This is a genomic window from Jhaorihella thermophila (genome assembly GCF_900108275.1).
Lineage (GTDB): Bacteria > Pseudomonadota > Alphaproteobacteria > Rhodobacterales > Rhodobacteraceae > Jhaorihella > Jhaorihella thermophila.
This window is the reverse complement of the sequence record NZ_FNVD01000004.1, coordinates 201509-221006: the sequence shown is the minus strand read 5'-3', so window position 1 is coordinate 221006 and position 19498 is coordinate 201509. Positions and strand designations below refer to the sequence as shown.

The 19498-nt window shown below is 66.8% G+C and carries 15 protein-coding genes and 2 pseudogenes; 9 read left to right on the top strand and 8 right to left on the bottom strand.

Annotated features, from left to right (window positions below; translation table 11 throughout):
• Positions 1–84: 84 nt before the first annotated feature.
• The 6 genes and pseudogenes from C4S70_RS07190 to C4S70_RS07165 all read left to right on the top strand — a co-directional run bounded on the left by C4S70_RS07190 (position 85) and on the right by C4S70_RS07165 (position 6726).
• A pseudogene (locus C4S70_RS07190) lies at positions 85–1388 on the top strand (ABC transporter substrate-binding protein).
• Between the two features lie 123 nt (positions 1389–1511).
• Positions 1512–2378, top strand: a complete 867-nt coding sequence (locus C4S70_RS07185) for a carbohydrate ABC transporter permease (RefSeq protein WP_104007427.1) — start codon at positions 1512–1514, stop codon at positions 2376–2378.
• Positions 2379–2390: 12 nt separating this feature from the next.
• Positions 2391–3221 carry a carbohydrate ABC transporter permease gene (locus C4S70_RS07180; protein WP_104007426.1) on the top strand — a complete coding sequence of 277 codons (831 nt, stop codon included), beginning with the start codon at positions 2391–2393 and terminating at the stop codon, positions 3219–3221.
• Positions 3222–3233: 12 nt separating this feature from the next.
• Positions 3234–4237, top strand: a pseudogene (locus tag C4S70_RS07175) (ABC transporter ATP-binding protein).
• Positions 4238–4316: 79 nt separating this feature from the next.
• Positions 4317–5798, top strand: a complete 1482-nt coding sequence (locus tag C4S70_RS07170; RefSeq protein ID WP_104007425.1) for a mannitol dehydrogenase family protein — start codon at positions 4317–4319, stop codon at positions 5796–5798.
• Between the two features lies 1 nt (position 5799).
• On the top strand, positions 5800–6726 hold the full coding sequence (locus C4S70_RS07165; RefSeq protein WP_104007424.1) for a carbohydrate kinase family protein: 927 nt from the start codon (positions 5800–5802) through the stop codon (positions 6724–6726).
• A gap of 6 nt (positions 6727–6732) precedes the next feature.
• Here C4S70_RS07165 and C4S70_RS07160 read toward each other — a convergent pair whose 3' ends face one another.
• From C4S70_RS07160 to C4S70_RS07145, 4 genes are read right to left on the bottom strand one after another with little or no spacing between them, the layout of a single operon-like run.
• Positions 6733–8724, bottom strand: coding sequence for an acetyl/propionyl/methylcrotonyl-CoA carboxylase subunit alpha (locus C4S70_RS07160; RefSeq protein ID WP_104007423.1), 1992 nt, complete (start codon positions 8722–8724; stop codon positions 6733–6735).
• 1 nt (position 8725) lies between these two features.
• Positions 8726–9880: an acyl-CoA dehydrogenase family protein gene (locus tag C4S70_RS07155; protein ID WP_104007422.1), complete on the bottom strand. Its 1155-nt coding sequence runs from the start codon at positions 9878–9880 to the stop codon at positions 8726–8728.
• 10 nt (positions 9881–9890) lie between these two features.
• A complete protein-coding gene (locus C4S70_RS07150; RefSeq protein ID WP_104007421.1) occupies positions 9891–11498 on the bottom strand; it encodes an acyl-CoA carboxylase subunit beta in 1608 nt (535 codons plus the stop codon).
• Positions 11499–11509: 11 nt separating this feature from the next.
• Complete coding sequence (locus C4S70_RS07145; RefSeq protein ID WP_104007420.1) at positions 11510–12364, bottom strand: BKACE family enzyme; 855 nt, start codon at positions 12362–12364, stop codon at positions 11510–11512.
• 154 nt (positions 12365–12518) lie between these two features.
• Between C4S70_RS07145 and C4S70_RS07140 the strand changes: the two genes are divergently transcribed.
• Both C4S70_RS07140 and C4S70_RS07135 read left to right on the top strand, forming a co-directional pair.
• The gene (locus C4S70_RS07140) at positions 12519–13670 is read left to right on the top strand and encodes an acyl-CoA dehydrogenase family protein (RefSeq protein WP_104007419.1); all 1152 of its coding nucleotides are present in this window, start codon (positions 12519–12521) and stop codon (positions 13668–13670) included.
• 2 nt (positions 13671–13672) lie between these two features.
• A complete protein-coding gene (locus tag C4S70_RS07135; RefSeq protein ID WP_104007418.1) occupies positions 13673–14266 on the top strand; it encodes a TetR/AcrR family transcriptional regulator in 594 nt (197 codons plus the stop codon).
• Between the two features lie 4 nt (positions 14267–14270).
• Here C4S70_RS07135 and ftsH read toward each other — a convergent pair whose 3' ends face one another.
• Positions 14271–16106, bottom strand: coding sequence for an ATP-dependent zinc metalloprotease FtsH (ftsH, locus tag C4S70_RS07130; RefSeq protein ID WP_104007417.1), 1836 nt, complete (start codon positions 16104–16106; stop codon positions 14271–14273).
• Between the two features lie 236 nt (positions 16107–16342).
• Here ftsH and C4S70_RS07125 point away from each other — a divergent pair, with 236 nt between their 5' ends.
• The gene (locus tag C4S70_RS07125; protein WP_200822737.1) at positions 16343–16822 is read left to right on the top strand and encodes a MaoC family dehydratase; all 480 of its coding nucleotides are present in this window, start codon (positions 16343–16345) and stop codon (positions 16820–16822) included.
• A 4-nt stretch (positions 16823–16826) separates the two neighbouring features.
• Here C4S70_RS07125 and C4S70_RS07120 read toward each other — a convergent pair whose 3' ends face one another.
• The 3 genes from C4S70_RS07120 to C4S70_RS07110 are packed head-to-tail and all read right to left on the bottom strand — an operon-like array spanning position 16827 to position 19493.
• The gene (locus C4S70_RS07120) at positions 16827–17720 is read right to left on the bottom strand and encodes an isocitrate lyase/PEP mutase family protein (RefSeq protein ID WP_104007416.1); all 894 of its coding nucleotides are present in this window, start codon (positions 17718–17720) and stop codon (positions 16827–16829) included.
• Positions 17721–17727: 7 nt separating this feature from the next.
• Positions 17728–18999, bottom strand: coding sequence for a TRAP transporter large permease (locus C4S70_RS07115; RefSeq protein ID WP_104007415.1), 1272 nt, complete (start codon positions 18997–18999; stop codon positions 17728–17730).
• A complete protein-coding gene (locus C4S70_RS07110) occupies positions 18996–19493 on the bottom strand; it encodes a TRAP transporter small permease (RefSeq protein WP_104007414.1) in 498 nt (165 codons plus the stop codon). Before C4S70_RS07110 ends, C4S70_RS07115 begins: the two co-directional genes overlap by 4 nt.
• Between the last annotated feature and the right edge of the window lie 5 nt (positions 19494–19498).

Here is a 19498-nt window from a genome sequence, read left to right as displayed (position 1 = left end):
CTTCTCGTGCGTAAAAAATATATCGACGCCGCGAACAGCATTTGGCTAGGCTTTCGCCAATCATCCAAACCAGGGAGGACCCGGATGCAATTCTCGAAAGCCCTCTGCGCCGCTGGCGCGATTTCCGTTCTGGCGACCGGCGCGGCCTTGGCCGACACGATCACCATCGCCACGGTGAACAACGGCGACATGATCCGGATGCAGAAGCTGACGGACGACTTTACCGCCAAGACCGGCCACACGGTCGAGTGGGTCACGCTGGAGGAAAACGTTCTGCGTCAGCGTGTCACCACCGACATCACCACCAAGGGTGGCCAGTTCGACATCATGACCATCGGCATGTACGAAACCCCGATCTGGGGGGCAACGGCTGGCTGGTGCCGCTGAACGATCTGCCGGCATCCTATGACGTCGATGACATCCTGCCCGCGATGCGTGGCGGGCTGAGCCATGACGGCACGCTTTATGCCGCGCCGTTCTACGGTGAATCCTCGATGATCATGTATCGCACCGACCTGATGGAAAAGGCGGGGCTGGAAATGCCCGAATCGCCGACTTGGGGCTTTATCAAGAAGGCCGCGGCGGCGATGACCGACAAGGAGAACGAGGTTTACGGCATCTGCCTGCGCGGCAAGGCCGGCTGGGGCGAGAACATGGCCTTCATCACCGCCATGTCCAATTCGTTCGGCGCGCGCTGGTTCGACATGGATTGGAAGCCGCAGCTCGATACGCCGGAATGGAAGGAAACGCTGACCTTCTATCTGGACCTGATGAACAACTACGGTCCCCCGGGCGCGTCCTCCAACGGCTTCAACGAAAACCTCAGCCTGTTCCAGCAGGGCAAGTGCGGCATGTGGATCGACGCTACGGTGGCGGCCTCCTTCGTGACCAACCCCAAGGAATCCACCGTCGCCGACAAGGTCGGTTTCGCGCTGGCGCCGCACAAGGACGGCATCGACAAGAACGCCAACTGGCTGTGGGCCTGGGCGCTGGCGATCCCGGCCGGCACCGACGATGCCGAGGCCGCCAAGGAATTCATCCGGTGGGCCACGTCGAAGGAATATATCGAGCTGCTCGCCTCGAAAGAGGGCTGGGCCAACGTGCCGCCGGGCGCGCGGGTGTCGCTGTATGAAAATCCGAACTACAAGGACATTCCCTTTGCGCAGATGGCGCTCAAGTCGATCCTGTCGGCCGATCCGCTGCACCCGACGGTGAAGCCGGTGCCCTATGTCGGCGTCCAGTTTGCGGCGATCCCCGAATTCGCCGGCATCGCGACCGAGGTCGGTCAGGAATTTTCGGCCGCGCTGGCCGGGCAGCAGTCGGCCGACAAGGCGCTGGCCAAGGCGCAGGCGCTGACCGCCGAGGCGATGGAAGCCGCCGGTTACTGAGGCTCCTCCCCGACCGGGGGACGGCTGCGGTCGCCCCCCGGTCATCCGACCCCGCTTTACCCTTTCAATCGTATAGACTGCGTCCGGGGCGGCATCTGCGCCGCCGCGAAAGGAGAAGTTGTCATGGCTACCCAGCATTCCAGATCCGCCGCACGGATCATGATGGCGCCCGCGGTCATCCTGCTCTTGGGATGGATGCTTGTCCCGCTGACGATGACGCTGTGGTTTTCGTTCCGGAAATACCTGCCGCTGCGGGGCGGTGACCTGGGCTGGGCGGGGTTCGACAACTTTACCCGGTTCGTTTCATCCAGCACGTTCTGGCCGGCGGTCCAGGCCACGCTGATCATTGTCGTCGGCGTGATCGTGGTGACGGTGGTTCTGGGCGTGCTGCTGGCGATCCTGCTGGATCAGCCGATGTGGGGGCAGGGGATCGTGCGCATCCTCGTCATCGCTCCGTTCTTTGTCATGCCCACGGTTTCGGCGCTGGTATGGAAAAACATGTTCATGGACCCGGTGAACGGCCTGCTCGCGAATCTGTGGAAGGCCTTCGGCGCCCAGCCCGTGGAGTGGCTCAGCCAGGCGCCGCTGAGCTCGATCGTGATCATCGTGTCCTGGGAATGGCTGCCCTTTGCCACGCTGATCCTGCTGACCGCGATCCAATCGCTGGACAGCGAACAGCTGGAGGCGGCCGAGATGGACGGCGCGCCGCTGCTCAAGCGGTTCTGGTATGTCGTCCTTCCGCATCTGAGCCGCGCGATCACCGTGGTGATCCTGATCCAGACGATCTTTCTGCTGTCGATCTTTGCCGAGATTTTCGTCACCACCCAGGGCGCGTTCGGCACCCGGACGCTCACCTATCTGATCTACCAGCGCGTGCTGGAGAGCCAGAACGTGGGGCTCGGCTCGGCAGGAGGGGTGTATGCGATCATCCTGGCCAATATCGTCGCGATCTTCCTGATGCGGATCGTCGGCAAGAACCTGGACGCCTGAGGAGGAGAGGCCATGGCACGAGACGTCAAACCCCGTCGCAAGGCCCTGAACACCGCGCTGGCCTGGGCCGCGGGCCTGCTGATCTTCTTTCCGATCCTCTGGCCGATCCTGACCAGCTTCAAGACCGAGGGCGACGCCATCGCCAGCCCGCCTGTGTTACTGTTCTTCGACTGGACGCTGGAGAACTACGCCGTGGTGCAGGAACGCTCAGACTACATGCGCTATCTGTGGAACTCGGTGATCATCGCCGGTGGCTCGACCCTTCTGGGGCTGCTGGTCGCGGTGCCGGCGGCGTGGTCGATGGCCTTCGTGCCGTCAAAGCGGACCAAGGACATCCTGATGTGGATGCTCAGCACCAAGATGCTGCCGGCGGTGGGGGTGCTGTATCCGATCTATCTGATGTTCATCCAGATGGGGCTGCTGGATACGCGGATCGGGTTGGTGATCGTGCTCATGCTCATCAACCTGCCGATCATCGTCTGGATGCTCTACACCTATTTCCGCGAAATCCCCGGCGAGATCCTCGAAGCCGCGCGGATGGACGGGGCCGGCCTGCGCGAGGAAATCCTCTACGTGCTCACGCCGATGGCGCTGCCGGGGATCGCCTCGACGGTGCTGCTGAACGTGATCCTGGCCTGGAACGAGGCGTTCTGGACGCTCAACCTCACCGCCGCCAATGCCGCGCCGCTGACCGCCTTTATTGCCAGCTATTCCAGCCCCGAAGGCCTGTTCTACGCCAAGCTCAGCGCGGCTTCGACCATGGCCATCGCGCCGATCCTGATCCTTGGCTGGTTCAGTCAGAAACAACTGGTCCGCGGCCTGACCTTCGGCGCCGTGAAGTAGGAGACGACCCAAATGGGACAGATCAAGCTTGAAAACGTCACCAAGAGCTTTGGCAACGTGGAGGTCATCCCGCCACTGGACCTGACCATCGAGGACGGCGAGTTCTGCGTCTTCGTCGGCCCTTCGGCCTGCGGCAAGTCCACCCTGCCGCGGCTGATCGCGGGCTAGAGGACGTGACGTCGGTAACGATCCGCATCGACGGGCAGGACGCAACCGATACGCCGCCGGCGAAACGCGGCCTGGCGATGGTGTTTCAGTCCTACGCGCTCTATCCCCACATGACGGTGGCCAGGAACATCGCCTTTCCGCTGCGCATGGCAAAGATGGAAAAGGCCGAGATCGACCGCCGGGTGCGGGCCGCGGCAGAGGTGCTGAACCTCACCGATTACCTTGACCGCCGCCCCGGCCAGCTTTCGGGCGGGCAGCGCCAGCGCGTCGCCATCGGCCGCGCCATCGTGCGTGAACCGAAGGCGTTCCTGTTCGACGAACCGTTGTCAAACCTCGATGCCGCGCTGCGCGTGGGGATGCGGCTGGAGATCAGCGAGCTGCACGAACGGCTCGGGACCACAATGATCCATGTCACCCACGATCAGGTCGAGGCGATGACCATGGCCGACAAGATCGTGGTGCTCCAGGCCGGGGTGATCGAACAGGTCGGCAGCCCGCTGGAACTGTATCGCGCCCCGCGCAACCTGTTCGTGGCCGGCTTCATCGGCTCGCCGAAGATGAACTTCATCAAGGGCGAAGAGGCCGCCCGGCGCGGCGCGCACACGATCGGCATCCGGCCCGAGCATATCGACGTGGTCGAGAATGGCGGGGTGTGGCAGGGCACGGTCGGCGTGGCCGAGCATCTGGGCTCCGATACCTTCGTTCACGTCCACGACACCGGGCTGGCCGACACCATCACCGTCCGCGTGCCGGGCGAGGTAAGCCACCGCAGCGGCGACCGGATCGGGCTCGCCCCGCGCGAGGATCAGATCCATCGCTTTGACGCTCAGGGGCTGAGGATCGGCTGATGAGCGAACTCCGGATGGTGGCCGAGATGCACGCCTGGGCGGATTGCCGCGATGTCGGGCGAAAATTGGAAAGGCTGACATGACCCCCGCGCCGCACATCACTCCGTCGCCGCTTTCTGCCGCGACCCTGGACCGCCTGCCCTCGGCGACCCAGCGGCCGGCCTACGACCGCGCGCGGCTGCGTCCGGGTATCCTGCATGTCGGTGTCGGCAATTTCCACCGCGCCCATCAGGCGGTCTATCTTGACGACCTGTTCGGGCTGGGCCGCGATCACGACTGGGCGATCGGTGGCGCGGGGCTGATGCCCGGCGATGCGCGCCAGCGCGACCTGCTGGCCCCGCAGGACTGGCTTTATTCGGTGACCGAGCTGGCGCCCGACCGGACCGAGGCGCGCGTGATCGGCGCGATGGTCGATTTCCTGCCCGCAGATCCGCAGGCGCTGGCCGCGCGGATCGCCGACCCGTCGGTCCGCATCGTCTCGTTGACCATTACCGAGGGCGGCTATTTCATCGATGCCGCCACCGGCGAGTTCGACGCGAACCACCCGGCGATCCGGGCCGATGCGGAAAACCCCGACGCGCCGCGGACCGTCTTTGGCGCGCTGTTCAAGGGGCTGCGCCTGCGCCGCGACCGGGGGCTTGCTCCGCCCGCGGTCCTGTCCTGCGACAACGTGCAGGGCAATGGCAAGGTTACCCGTGCCGCCGTCGAGGGTCTGGCGGCGATGATTTCGGACGGCCTGCGGGATTGGGTCGCGGGCAACGTCGCCTTTCCCAACGGCATGGTGGACCGGATCACACCGGCCACCACGGATGCCGAACGCGCTCTGATCGCACGCGAATTCGGGTTGGCCGACGCCTCGCCCGTGGTGTGCGAGCCGTTCCGGCGATGGGTGCTCGAGGACGATTTCCCGCTGGGCCGCCCGGCGCTGGAAGAAGTCGGCGTGCAGTTCGTGGCCGACGTGGCCCCCTATGAGACGATGAAGCTGCGCATCCTGAACGCGGGTCACGCGGCGATCGCCTATCCGGCGGCGCTGTTGGGGCATGTGCATGTGCATGAGGCAATGGCCGACCCCGACATCGCCGCCTGGCTGCATGCGCTGATGACGCGCGAGGTGATCCCGGTCCTGCCGCCGATCGCGGGCGAGGACTACCACGCCTATCTGGCCACCTGCGCCGACCGCTTTGCCAACCCCCGCGTGCGTGACACGGTTGCGCGGCTGGCGCAGGACGGATCGAACCGCCTGCCCAAATTCATTCTGCCCACCGTTTCCGAGGCGCTGCAGGCGGGGGGCGAGATTGACGGGCTGGCGCTGGAGGTTGCGTTCTGGTGCCGGCACTGCGCCGCCGGCGGCCGGCCGGACGATCCGCGCGGCGACCGGCTGCGGGCGGCGGCCGAGGCGACGCGGACCAACCCTGCCGCGTTTCTCGCGCTGGCCGACGTGTTCGGGCCGCTGGGGGGCGAGGCGCGGTTCGCCCAGGCCTTTGGGCGCTGGATCGACCGGCTGTGGCGGGAACCGGCGCGGGCGGTGCTGCGCGACTATCTGAACGGACGGGCGGGCTGAGATGATCCTGTGCTGCGGCGAGGCCCTGATCGACATGCTGCCGGCCCGGACTACGGACGGGGCCGACGCCTTCGTGCCGCATCCCGGCGGGGCGGTGTTCAACACCGCGATCGCGCTGGGGCGGCTTGGTGTGCGGGCCGGCATGCTGACGGGGCTGTCCACCGACATGTTCGGAACCCGCCTGCGGGCCGCGCTCGACGCCAGCCATGTTGACGCCTCGCTGGTGGTGACCTCCGACCGGCCGAGCACGCTGGCCTTCGTACAACTCACCGACGGGCACGCGGCCTACAGTTTCTTCGACGAGAACTCGGCCGGCCGGATGCTGACGCCCGAGGACATGCCCCGCCTGCCCGACGAGGTTTCGGCGCTCTATTTCGGCGGTATCAGCCTGGCCACCGAACCCGGCGCCGAGGCCTATGCCGCGCTGCTGGAGCGCGAAGCCGCCGCCCGCGCGGTGATGCTGGACCCCAATATCCGCCCCGGCTTTGTCCGCGACATCGACCGCTATCGCGCGCGGCTCGACCGGATGATCGGGCTGGCCGACATCGTCAAGGTGTCCGACGAGGATCTGAACTGGATCCTGCCGCAACCGCTTTCGCTGCACGAAAAGGTCGAGGTTCTGCTGGATCGGGGGCCGGCGCTGGTGATCCTGACCCGTGGCAGCGCTGGCGCGACCGGCTACTTGTCCGGCGGGGCCGAGGTGCATGTGCCCGCCCGCCGCGTGCCGGTGGTGGATACGGTGGGCGCGGGGGATACTTTCAACGCGGGCGTTCTGGCGCGATTGTCGGACCTTGGCCTGCTGCGCAAGGACAGGCTGGCCGCACTGCCGCCCGAAGCGCTGCGCGAGGCTCTGATCCACGGCGGGCGCGTGGCCGCCGTCACCGTGTCCCGCGCCGGGGCGAACCCACCCTGGGCCGAGGAATTGTAGCGCGTCTCAGGCGTTTGTGGGCGCGACCGTCACCAGCGTCTGCCGGATGCGGACCTGATCGCCGGCGGTCACCGCGATCTCGGCCACCGTGCCATCGACGTCCGAGGCAAGGCGATGCTCCATCTTCATCGCTTCGAGCACCGCCAGCGTCTGGCCCTTTCGGACCTGATCGCCGGGGGCCGCATGGATGGCGACGATGCGGCCGTCCATCGGCGCGACGATGCGCCCCGACCCGGCGGCATCCTCGGCCGCACCCGCCGCCGCGCGGGTCGCATCCCGAAAGGCGATGTCGCCGAAAGGGCCGTCGAGGTGAAGCACATCGCCGTCAAAGGCAAAGCGGATCGTGCGCCGCACCCCGCCGGCCAGACAGGCGCAGCGGTCGCCCGCGATCTCAAGCAGCTCGATCACTTCGGTTTCACCCCCCGCCCGCACGGTGACGCGCGGATGCGGGGCATGGCTGTCCACGGCCAGAGTCAGGTCGTGCATCTCGCCGTCGCAATCCAGCCGGCAGTGCCAGGGCGTGGCCGTCGAGTTTCGCCAGCTCACGCGGCCCGACGCGCCCGGTATCCCGCGCGCCGAGCCGACATGCATCAGCGCCGCCGCCAGCGCCCGCAGCCGCAGCGGCGGCGGGGCCGGGGTCAGGGTGGGGTGGTCTGCGAAATGGTCGGACAGGAACGCCGTTGTCGCGTCGCCCGCGGCAAAGACCGGGTGGCGCAGGATGCCCGACAGAAAGGCCTTGTTGCTCTTCACGCCAAGCAGAACCGTATCCTCGACCGCCCGCGCCAGCCGCCGCCGCGCCTCGTCGCGGGTGGCGCCGCAGGCGATCACCTTGGCCAGCATCGGGTCGAAATGCGGGCCGACCGTCTGGCCCGCGCGCAGTCCGTGATCGACGCGCAGCCCCGGCCCGTGCGGCACCTCCCACGCCAGCACGCGGCCCGTCTGCGGCAGGAAATCGTGGCGCGGATCCTCGGCATAGAGCCGCGCCTCCATCGCCCAACCAGTCAGCGCGATCTGGTCCTGGGTCAGCGGCAGCTTCTCGCCCGCGGCCACGCGCAGCTGCCATTCCACCAGGTCCAGCCCGGTGACAAGCTCGGTCACCGGATGTTCCACCTGCAGCCGCGTGTTCATTTCGAGAAAGTAGAAATTCCCGTCCCCGTCCACCAGAAATTCCACCGTTCCCGCACCGCGATAGGCGCAGGCCCGCGCCGCGTTCACCGCCGCCTGCCCCATCGCCGCTCGCAGTTCCGGCGACACGAAGGGCGAGGGTGCCTCTTCCACCACCTTCTGGTGGCGGCGCTGCACCGAACAGTCGCGCTCGCCCAGATGCACCACGTTGCCGTGGTCGTCGGCAAAGACCTGAACCTCGATGTGTCGTGGGTTCTGCACCGCGCGTTCGAGGATCAACTCGTCCGAGCCGAAGGCCGATAGCGCCTCGGACCGGGCCGCGCGCAAGGCATCGGCCAGCGCGGCGGGGTCATCGACCAGCCGCATGCCCTTGCCGCCGCCGCCGGCGGACGCCTTGACCATCAGCGGAAAGCCGATCCGCGCGGCCTCGGCCGTCAGCCGGTCGTCGCTCTGATCCTCGCCCTGATAGCCGGGGATGCAGGGCACACCGGCCTTTTCCATCGCCAGCTTCGACAGCCGTTTCGACCCCATCAGCTCAATCGCCTCGGGCGGCGGGCCGATGAAGGTCAGCCCCGCATTCGCGCAGGCCCGCGCGAAATCGGCGTTTTCCGACAGAAAGCCGTAACCGGGGTGCACCGCGTCCGCGCCCGACAGGCGGCTGGCCTCGATCAGCTTGTCGGCATCCAGATAGCTTTCGCTCACCGGCGCGGGGCCGATCGGCACGGCTTCGTCGGCCAGCCGGACGTGCAGCGCATCGGCATCGGCCTCGGAATAGACCGCCACCGTGCGATAGCCCATGTCTCGCGCCGTTCGGATGACGCGGCACGCGATCTCGCCACGGTTCGCGATCAGAATTCTGTTGAAACCCGCCATCTCAGCCCCGCCCCGGCGCGATGCCCATCAGTTTGCAGATGATGCCCTGCATCACCTCGTCGGCGCCGCCGCCGATCGGCACGATGCGCAGGTCGCGGTAGAGCCGGTTGATGATCGATTCCTCGACATAGCCCATGCCGCCCCAGAATTGCAGGCACTGGTCGGGGATGGTGCGGGAAAGCCGTCCGGCCTTGAGTTTCGCCATCGACGCCAAGAGCGTCACGTCCTCGCCCGCGACATAGGCCTCGGTCGCGCGCCACAGAAGCGCCCGCAGCGCCTCGACCTCCGTCTGCATCTCGGCCAGCGCGAAATGCACCACCTGGTTGTCAAGGATCGGCTGGCCGAACGCCTGCCGGTCGCGGGTGTATTCGATGGTGGAGGTAACGCACAGCTCCAACCCCTTGATCGCCATCGCCGCGCCGTAGAGCCGTTCCTCCTGAAACTGCTGCATCTGGTAGGTGAAGCCGCGGCTCTCGTCACCGATGCGATAGCGTTTCGGAACGCGCACGTCCTCGAAAAAGATCGGCGCCGTGTCGGACCCGCGCATTCCGATCTTTTGCAGCTTTCCCCCTACCGTCACGCCGGGGGTGTTCGACGGCACCACGATCAGGGACTTGTTTCCGTGCCGGTCGCCGTCGCCGGTATTGGCCAGCACGCAGAAGAAATCGGCCTGGGTCGAGTTGGTGATCCACATCTTCTGGCCGTTGATCACGTAGTCGTCGCCGTCGCTGCGCGCCGTGGTGCGGATCGCCGCCACGTCCGACCCCGCATGCGGTTCGCTGACCGCGATCGAGGCGACCATCTGCCCGGCAATGGCGGGGGCGAGGAACTCGGCGCGCAATGCGTCGCTGCCGAACCGCGCGAGCGCCGGGGTGGCCATGTTGGTATGCGCGCCAAGCGCCATGCCGAAACTGGGGCTGTGGGCGGCGCCCATTTCCTCGGCCATCACCATCTCGAAACTGTAGTCCAGCGCGAGCCCGCCGTATTCGCGGGGCCGCGAGATGCCCAGCAGGCCCAGTTTTCCCAGCCTGGCGAACAGGTCGTGCAGGGGGATTTCGCCGGCCGCGTCCCAGTCGGTTGCGTGCGGGTTGATCTCGGTTTCCACGAACCTGCGGACGGTGTCGCGCAGTTCCTTGTGTTCCTGCGTCTCGATCATCTCTGTCTCCTCAGAACCGGGCGATGCCGAAGGTGTTGGGGGTGAGTTCGCGCCGGTCGCCTGCGCGGCAGATGTCCAGCGCAAAGGCCACCACGCGGCGGGTGTCGCGGGGGTCGATCAGCCCGTCATCCTCGACCCGCGCGGTCGAGGCGATGGCGGTGGTCTGCGCATCCAGCATCTCGCGCGTCTGGCGCTCCATCGCCGCCAGACAATCCTCGTCCACAGCGCCGGCTTTTCGCATCTTGGCCTCGGCGACGATGCGCAGAACCATGCCCGCCTGTGCCCCGCCCATGACCGAGGTGCGGCTGTTGGGCCAGGAGAACAGGAAGCGTGGGCCAAAGCCGCGCCCGCACATGGCGTAGTTGCCCGCGCCGTAGGATCCGCCCACGTTGATCGAGATCTTGGGCACCCTCGCATTGGCGACCGCCTGGATCATCTTCGATCCGTGCTTGATGATGCCCGACTGTTCGGCATCCGTCCCGACAAGGAAGCCGGTGGTGTTGTGCAGGAACAAGAGTGGGATCCCCGCCTGGTCGCAAAGCTGGATGAACTGCCCGCCCTTGGCCGCGCCGGCCGCCGTGATCGGGCCGTTGTTGCCGATCACGCCGACCGGGTGGCCCTCGATACGGATATGGCCGCAGACGGTTTGCCCGTCGTATTCCGGCTTGAAGTCCAGATAGTCCGAACCGTCCGCGATTCGCGCGATGATCTCGCGGCAGTCATAGGGCACCTTGGGATCGGCGGGCACCACGCCCAGAAGTTCCTCGGGCGGATGGAGCGGTTCGGCGAAATCGGGCGCCTCGGCGCGGGGTTCTTGCCACGGCAGCTGCGCCATGATCTCGCGCGCCAGCCGGATGCCGTCGGCGTCGTCCTGCGCGAGGTAGTCGCCCACACCCGACACCTGGGTGTGCATCTCGGCCCCGCCCAGTTCCTCGTCCGTGGCGACCTCGCCGGTGGCGGCCTTCAAGAGCGGCGGGCCGGCCAGGTAGGTGGTGGCCTGCCGTTTCACCATCACGATGTAATCCGACAGCCCCGGCTGATAGGCCCCGCCCGCCGTGGCCGATCCGTGCACCACGGTCACCTGCGGGATGCCGGCCGCCGACATGCGCGCCTGATTGGCAAAGGCCCGCCCGCCGTCGATGAACACATCCGTCGCATAGGCCAGGTTCGCCCCGCCCGATTGCGCCAGCGTAACCGTGGGCAGCTTGTTCTCCAGCGCGATTTCCTGAAGCCGCAGCTTCTTTTTCAGACCCGTGGGCGAAATCGTGCCGCCCTTGACCGCGAAATTGTCCACCACGACCATCGCTCGGATGCCCGAGACATGGCCGATCCCGGCGATGCAGCCCCCGCCCGCGCCGGTGCCGTCGCGGTCGTCATGCAGCTTGTAGCCCGCCAGCGAGCCGATTTCGAGAAAGGGCGAGCCGGGATCCAGGAGCAGGTTCAGCCGGTCCTGCGGCATGATGTAGCCGCGCTTTTCGTAGCGCGCGCGCATCGCCTCGGCGGCCTCGTTGACCTTGGCCTCGATGGCGCGAAAGGCGTCGATATACGCCTGCATGGCCTGCGCATTCGCGCTAAATTCCGCCGAATTGGGGTCGATGCGGCTTTCCAGCGTGGGCATGGGCGGCCTCCTTACAGGAACAATTCGCGCGCCTCTTGCGGCGAGGCGATGGTGCGGCCCGCATCCTCGGCGATCTTCACGATCGCCTCGATCAACTGGCCGTTGCCGGAGGTGCGCGACCCGTCGGGCAGATAGAACGTATCCTCGACCCCGGTGCGCAGATGTCCGCCCAGTTCCGCGACGCGGGCATGCACCGGCCATATCTCCTGCCGCCCGATCAGCGTCGCCTGCCAGCGGGTGTCCGGGGCCATGTAACGCATCAGGATCGGCAGCAGGTCGGCGTCGCAGGGCATCCCCGAGGCAACCCCCATCACAAGGTTCACGTCCGCCCGCTCCACCATGCCCACCTGCCGGAACATCTCGACCGAGCGCACGATGCCGGTGTCGAAACACTCGAATTCGGGCCGCGTGCCGGTCTCGGCCATCACGGCCAGCAATTCCTCGATCTTTTCCACCGGGTTTTCGAACAGCATCGGCGGCCAGGCCCAGGTGCCATCGGATTTGACCTTCAGGTAATTCAGGCTGCCGGCGTTGCAGGCGGCGATTTCGGGGCGGCCCGCGCGGAGGCAGGCGATCGGCCCGGACTGGTCGCGGCCCATGGTGCCGGTGGTGAAGTTCAGGATCACGCCGGGGCAAGCGACGCGCACCGCCTCGGCGATCTCCACCGCCACCGCCGGGTCCCAGCACATCAAATGGCCCTTGCCCGGTTCCTGCTGGCGGAAATGCATGTGGATCACCGACGCGCCCGCATCATAGGCCTCGCGCGCGGATGCGGCCATTTCCTCGGGCGTGACCGGCACCGGGTGCTGTTTCGGGTTGGTCAGAACCCCGGTCACCGCGCAGGTGATGACGACCTTGTCGGACATCTCTCCCTCCCTTACACGCGCGCGACGTGGCGTCGCCGGCGCGCGGTTTCGTTTGCATCGACGATAGCCATTGGCCACAATACCAAGCAAGTGCTTGGTTGGTATTTGCCGCCGTGACGTTGGGGCACGGGGGCGACAGGGCAGGGAGGAACAGATGGCGCCGGAACCGTTCAGTGACGAGGTGCGGATGATCCGCGACACCGCGCGCGCCTTTGTCGATCGCGTAATCCGTCCGAATGTGGACGACTGGGAAGAGGCGGGCAGATTCCCGCGCGAACTTTACCTGAAGGCGGGTGCGGCGGGGCTTTTGGGCATCGGCTACCCGGAGGAGCTGGGCGGGTCGGGCGGTGGCGTTTTCCACAAGCTCGCCTGGATCGAGGAGCTGATGCGCGCGGGCTCGGGCGGGCTGGCGGCGAGCCTCGGCTCGCTCGACATCGGGCTGCCGCCGCTGGTGAAATTCGGCTCGGACGAGTTGAAGCGCGAGATCGTGCCGCGGGTGCTGGCGGGCGAGAAGATCTATGCCCTTGCGATCACCGAACCGGGCGGCGGGTCGGACGTGGCCAACCTGAAGACACGGGCCGAGCGGGTCACGGTCGGCAACCGCGAATATTACCGTATCAACGGCGCCAAGACCTTCATCACCAGCGGCTGCCGGGCGGATTTCTACACCGTCGCGGTGCGCACGGGCGGCGAGGGGCACGCGGGCATCAGCCTGATCGTCGTCCCGCGCGAGGCAGAGGGGTTTTCCTCCGGCCCGCCGCTGAAGAAGATGGGCTGGTGGGCCTCGGACACCGCCGAGCTGTTCTTTGACGACTGCCTCGTGCCGGCGGAAAATCTGATCGGCGAGGAAAGCCGGGGCTTTCCCATGATCACCTCGAATTTCCAGATGGAGCGGCTGACCCTGGCGGTGATGGCGAACGTGACCTCGGAGATGGCGCTGGAAGCGGCGATAAACCATGCCCGCGACCGCCGCGCGTTCGGCTCGGCCCTGACGGGGCATCAGACGATCCGGCACAAGCTGGCCGACATGGGCACCCTGCTGGAGGCGAGCCGCGCGCTGACCCATGCCTGTGCGACGCGGATGGAGGCGGGCGAGATGATCTTCAAGGAGATCTCGATGGCCAAGAACTTTGCCACCGACGCCTGCGACCGGATCACATATGACGCGGTTCAGATCTTCGGCGGCATGGGCTACATGCGCGAAAGCGTGGTCGAACGGCTCTACCGCGACGCCCGCATCCTGTCGATCGGCGGCGGCACCCGCGAGATCATGAATGAAATCATCGCCAAGCAGATGGGGCTTTGATCATGGGCGAACCGGCACGCGCCGAAACACCTCGGGACCGCCCGAGCAAGGCCAAGCGCCGGATCCTCGATGCGGCGGCGCGGCTGTTCCACGAACGCGGCTTTGCCCGCTGCACCGTGCGCGAACTGGCCGATGCTGTGGGAATCCTGTCGGGCAGCCTGTTTCACCATTTCCGCAGCAAGGACGAGATCCTGTTTGCCGTGATGGAAGAGGTGATCGCCGAGATGGACGCGGCGCTGGCGGAGGCGCTGGCCCGCGCGGCGGACACGGAATCGCGACTGCGCGTCCTGATCCGCACCCAGTTGCAGTTCATCCACGGCCCGCGCGGTCACGCCGCGGCGGTTCTGGTCTATGAATGGGACGCGCTGTCGCCCGAAGGGCAGGCGCGGCTGCTCGAGGGCCGCGCCCGCTATTTCCGGCAGTGGGAAGAGGTGCTGGACGAGGCCCGCCAGGCCGGTCTGACCGACACCGACCCGACCGTGCTGCGCCAGCTGATCCACGGCGCGGTGGTCTGGACCGTCAACTGGTTCGACCCGCAGGGGCCGATGTCGGTGGAGGATCTGGAACAGGCCGTGCTGGCGCTGATCCTCAAGTGACGCCTCACGCCGCTTCTGCCGCCTCGGCGCGTTTCACGCGTTTTGCGATGGCCTGAAGGTCGTCCTCGGCCAGAGTTTCGCGTTCCAGCAGGTCGCGCGCGCTTTCTTCCAGCAGCGGGCGGTTCTGTTCCAGAATGCCCAGGGTGCGGTCGAAGATGCGGCCGACGATTTCCTTGACGGCGGCGTCCATCTTCTCGGCGGTGGCTTCGCTGTAGCGGCGGTTCAGCCAGCTGCCCTGATCGGAATTGCCCAGGAAACCGGGCCGGTCGGTGTCATAGCTGACATGGCCCAGTTCGGGGTCCATGCCATAGCGCGTCACCATCGACCGGGCGATGTCGGTGGCCTTGACCAGATCGTCCGCCGCGCCGGTCGAAAGGTGATCGTAGATGATCTTTTCCGCTGCGCGCCCGCCCAGCAGCACGGCGATCTTGTTCTCCAGCTCTTCCCTGGTCATCAGGAAACGATCCTCGGTGGGGCGCTGGATGGTGTATCCCAGCGCGCCGATCCCGCGCGGGATGATCGACACCTTGTGCACCGGATCGGTCCCCGGCAGCGCCATCGCCACCAGCGCGTGGCCCATCTCGTGATGGGCGACGATTTCGCGTTCGCGCGGGTTCAGCACGCGGTTCTTCTTTTCCAGTCCCGCGACGATGCGCTCCACCGCAGCCGTGAAGTCGTCCATCGTCACCGCGTCACCCTTGCGCCGGGTGGCCAGCAGCGCGGCCTCGTTCACCAGGTTGGCCAGATCCGCGCCCGAGAACCCGGCGGTCAGCTCGGCGACCTTCTCGGGCTCCACGTCGGGGGCCAGTTTCACCTTCTTCATGTGCACCTTGAGAATCTGCACGCGGCCCTTCTTGTCGGGCTTGTCCACCAGCACCTGCCGGTCGAAGCGCCCGGCGCGCAACAGCGCGGGGTCGAGGATTTCGGGCCGGTTGGTGGCCGCCAGCAGCACGATGCCCGCCGAGGGGTCGAAACCGTCCAGTTCGGTCAGAAGCTGGTTCAGGGTCTGTTCGCGTTCATCGTTGCCGCCGGGGATCTGCCCGGCCTGCCGCGCCCGCCCCAGCGCGTCCAGCTCGTCGATGAAGATGATGGCCGGGGCGTTCTTGCGGGCCTGTTCGAACAGGTCGCGCACGCGCGCGGCGCCGACGCCCACGAACATCTCGACGAATTCCGACCCCGAGATGGAAAAGAAGGTCACGCCGGCCTCGCCCGCCACGGCGCGGGCCAGCAGAGTCTTGCCGGTGCCCGGCGGCCCGACCAGCAGCACGCCCTTGGGAATGCGCGCGCCAAGGCGGCCGTATTCCTCGGGGTTCTTGAGGAACTCGACCACCTCCTGCAGTTCCTGCTTGGCCTCGTCCACGCCGGCCACGTCGTCGAAGGTGACGCCGGTTTCCTTTTCCATGTAAACCTTGGCGCGGCTCTTGCCGATCTGCATGAACCCGCCAAAGCCCTGCTTTTCAGCCACCTTGCGAAAGAAGAACATCCACAGCGCGAAGAACACGAATGCCGGCACCACCCAGGACAGGATCGTGCCGATCCAGGTGCTTTCGGGCAGGCCTGTGATCTCGACACCCGAATCGTCGATGCGGTCAAGGATCGCCGGGTCCACGATGTTGGTGACGAACTGGCTCTTGCCGTCCTGCGGGATCTTGTAGGTGCCGGTGATCCGGTCCGCGCCCACGGCGACGGATTCGATCTTGCCCTCGTCGAGATATTTCTCGAACTGGGTATAGGTGATCGGCTCCACCTCGCTGACGGTCTGAAGAAAGCTCTGGATGAAGAGCACGGCCATGAAGGCCAGAACCCAGTACCAGATGTTGAATTCGGTCTTCTTCTCCATGGGCGTCCCCTCCGCGGCCGTTTGATGGTCGGGTCAATCATGTCCTATGGGACGGGCCTTCGCCAGTTTCTTTGTGCCTCGGTCCCTCGCGGTCGGCTATGTAGGGGCACGGGCGGCGGGTTCAAGCCCCCGTGTTCAGGGCAAGAAACGCTGCGGCACTTGCGGTCTTGCCCGATTGATCGCGGCAGGCGCGCCTGCGACCAATGAAGTGATACGGAAATGAGAGGAGACCGCCCATGACGACCGACGTGACGCAGACGCTGATCCCGTTCGAGAGTTTCCAGGTGGGGCAGGTGCAGGAATTCGGCGCCTACGAGGTGACCGAGGAAGAGATCATCGAATTCGCGAGCAAATACGACCCGCAATTCTTTCACCTGGACCCGGAGGCGGCGAAGAAGTCGCTGTTCGGGGGGCTGTGCGCCAGCGGTTGGCATACCTGCGCGATGACCATGCGGATGATGGTGGACAACATGGAAAGGCGCGGCACCTCGCTGGGCTCGCCTGGCGTGGACGACCTGCGCTGGCGCAAGCCGGTCTATCCCGGCGACGTGCTGTCCGTGCGGATGGAGGTGGTCGGGCTGGAGCCGTCGAAATCGCGGCCTCAGATCGGCATCGTGCTGAGCACCGTGCAGACCCGCAACCAGAAGGGCGAGGTGGTGATGGAATTCCTGTCCAAGGGCATCTTCCCGCGCAGGGAGGCGCGCGGGGGGGAGTGACCCGTCAGCCCGCCTCTTTGGCCGGTGTCACGGGCCGGGCCGACGAGGCGTAGCGCTCGGACCGTTCGTAATAGTCGTCGAACCCGACCCTGCGGCGCAGTTCGGCGAAATCCATCAGCCCGGCGCGTGGGCGGCCCTGTTTCATCGCCTCCAGCACATCGACCATCGCCCGCATCGCCGCCGACATCAGCGTCAGCGGATAGGCCGCGATGCGATAGCCGATCTCCTCCAGCGCCTCGGGCGGCAGGTCGGGGGTTTCGCCGCCCTCGACGATATTGGCCATGTTGGGCGCATCGGTGGCGGCGCAGATCTCGCGCATTTCGGATTCGGTGCGGGGGGCCTCGACAAACAGGATGTCGGCGCCCAGTTCGGCAAACAGCCGGGCGCGTTCGATCGCCTCGCCCAACCCGTGGTCGTGGCGGGCGTCGGTGCGCGCGAGGATCAGGATGTCGGCGCCCTCGTCGCGGGCGTCCACCGCCGCGCGGATGCGGTCGGCGGCTTCGTCGCGGCCGACCACCGCCTTGCCCGGCGTGTGGCCACAGCGTTTCGGGGCCAGCTGGTCCTCGATCATCACCGCCGCGCAGCCGGCACGGGCAAAGCCCTGCACCGTGCGGCGCACGTTCATCGCGTTGCCATAGCCGGTATCGCCGTCGCCGATCACCGGGATCGACACGGCGGCAGCGATGTTGCGGGCCTGATCGACGACTTCGCCATAGCTCATCAGGCCCAGGTCGGGCGCGCCGATCCGGCTGGCCGAGGCGCCGAAGCCGGTCATGAAGGTCAGGTCGAACCCGGCCTGTTCAATGAGCTTGGCCGACAGCGCGTCATAGGCGCAGGGCATCACATGCAGTTTCGGCTGCGCCAGAAGAGCGCGCAGGCGGGCGGCGGGGGATGTCATCGGGCCCTCACAGCTTGAACGGGATGTAAAGGGCGAGATCTGGGATCAGGTAGAGCAGTAACACGCAGAGGAACATGAGCAACAGGAATGGCAGCGCGCCGCGCGCCACGTCGCCCAACGTGGACCGCGCCACCGACTGGATCACATAGAGATTCAGCCCCACGGGCGGGGTGATCAGCGCGGCCTCGACCATGATGACCATGAACACGCCGAACCAGATCGGATCGAACCGCATGCCCATCGCCGTCGGCAGCAGCACGGGCGTCATGATCAGCACCATCGACAGTGCCTCGAGCACCAGCCCCATCACGACCAGGATCGCCCCCACCAGCAGGACGAACAGCGCGGGCGTCGCCACATTGTCCGAGATGAAGGCGCTGATCTCCTGCGGGATCCGGTAGAGCGTGATTGCCTTGCCGAACACCTTGGCGCCGGCGACGATCAGCAGGATGGCGACGGTGGTGGCCATCGAATCCATCGCCGCCTCGCGGAAGGCGGCCCATGTCAGGGTGCGCAGCACGACGGCGGTGATCAGCACGGCGGCGGCAAAGCCGATCGCGGCGGCCTCGGTCGGGGTGAAGGCGCCGGTATAGATCCCCGCGACCACCAGCGCCGCCAGCGCCAGCGACGGCGTGGCGCGCAGGGTCGCGCGCCAGCGGTCGGCCCAGCCGGTGCGCGGCGAGCGCCCCATGCCGGTGAGCGAGGCATGGGCCATCGCGTAGCCCGCGAACATCACCAGCAGCGCCAGCCCCGGCCCGATCCCGGCCAAAAACAGTGCGATCACCGATTCCTCGGTGACAAAGCCATAGACGATCATCGGGATTGACGGCGGGATCAGGATGCCCAGCGTACCCCCTGCCGCCAGCAGGCCATAGACGAACCGGCGGTCATAGCCGCGGTCGATCATCTCGGGGATGGCGACGGTGCCGATCGTGGCCGCCGTGGCCACCGACGAGCCCGAGATCGCCGCGAACAGTCCGCAGGAAATCACCGTCGCCACCGCCAGCCCGCCGGGCCAGTGCCCGACCCAGGCCTGCACGGCGGAAAACAGGTCGCGCCCCACGCCGCCGCGCAGCAGCACGTTGGACATCAGCAGAAAGAGCGGCACCGACAGCAGGATGAACCCGTCCAGCGTGGACAGCACCGCCTGCGGCGCCATCAGCGGCGAAAAGCCGCCCAGCACCAGCATCGCCAGCCCCAGCAGGCCCAGCGAGAACGCCACCGGAACCCCCACGAGCAAGAGCGCGAACAGCGCGCCCAGGATCATTGCAACGGTCATTCCCCGTGTTCTCCCTCGGCCACAATCTCGCCGCGCGCGGCGCGGGCGGCCTCGATCAGCGCCTGCGCCAGCAGCACGGCCATGCCGAAGGGCATCGCCAGTTCGACGATCCAGACCGGCAGGTCCAGCATTGATCCCGTAGTGCGGCCGCGCTCGAAACTGTCGAAGAAGATCCACCAGCCATAGGCCAGCACCGCTCCGGAAAACACCGCGACCGCGAGCATCGCGAACAGGTCCGCCGCCAACTGCCCCCGCCGGGGCAGCAGTCCGGTCACTGCGGTGATGCGGATGTGGCGGCGTTCGCGCAGCGCCCAGGGCGCGGCGATCAGTGACCCCCAGATCAGGCAGGCCTGGCTGAGTTCGGCCGCCCAGATTGTCGGCCGCACGAAGAAATAGCGTGCCAGCACCTCGTAGGTCAGCATCACCCCGGCGGCCACGAACAGGGCCGCCGCGATCCAGGCCAGCGCGGTCACGAACCGGGAAAATGCCGTCATGTCGA